Annotated in this window: 1 protein-coding gene; it reads right to left on the bottom strand. The window is 42.7% G+C overall.

The genetic code is table 11. The annotated features are described in order from the left end of the window. On the bottom strand, positions 1-361 hold a 361-nt coding region (locus CWC30_RS18140; protein WP_171034757.1), incomplete at both ends, for a flavin reductase family protein.

Here is a 361-nt window from a genome sequence, read left to right as displayed (position 1 = left end):
CACATCAAACAGCATCATAAGCCCCGCGCTGGCCTCATCGGAAATAGTACTCACCTCTCGCAACTTAAATTCGTAGCGTACTTTTGACGCCGCAACACTTGGTACACTGACTAATTTGGTGGGAGTACGCTGTATATATGCAGCATCTAATTCACTCACGTCACGTGGATAGTTAGCGCAGCTTTGGTTCATTTGATCAACAAGCGAATGGCTAACTATATTAACTACGCCCTCTTTGGTAGCGATTAAATTATTTATCTTATCTTTATTTGCATTATCGCGAGGGTTTACTTGCGTGACGCTTAAAACCGGCGGGTTACAACTAGCAACAGTAAAAAACGAATAAGGCGGAATATTAGCA

It is taken from the genome of Pseudoalteromonas sp. S4741 (genome assembly GCF_005886135.1).
GTDB classification, from domain to species: Bacteria; Pseudomonadota; Gammaproteobacteria; order Enterobacterales; family Alteromonadaceae; genus Pseudoalteromonas; species Pseudoalteromonas tetraodonis.
This window is presented reverse-complemented; position numbering and strand designations above follow the sequence as displayed.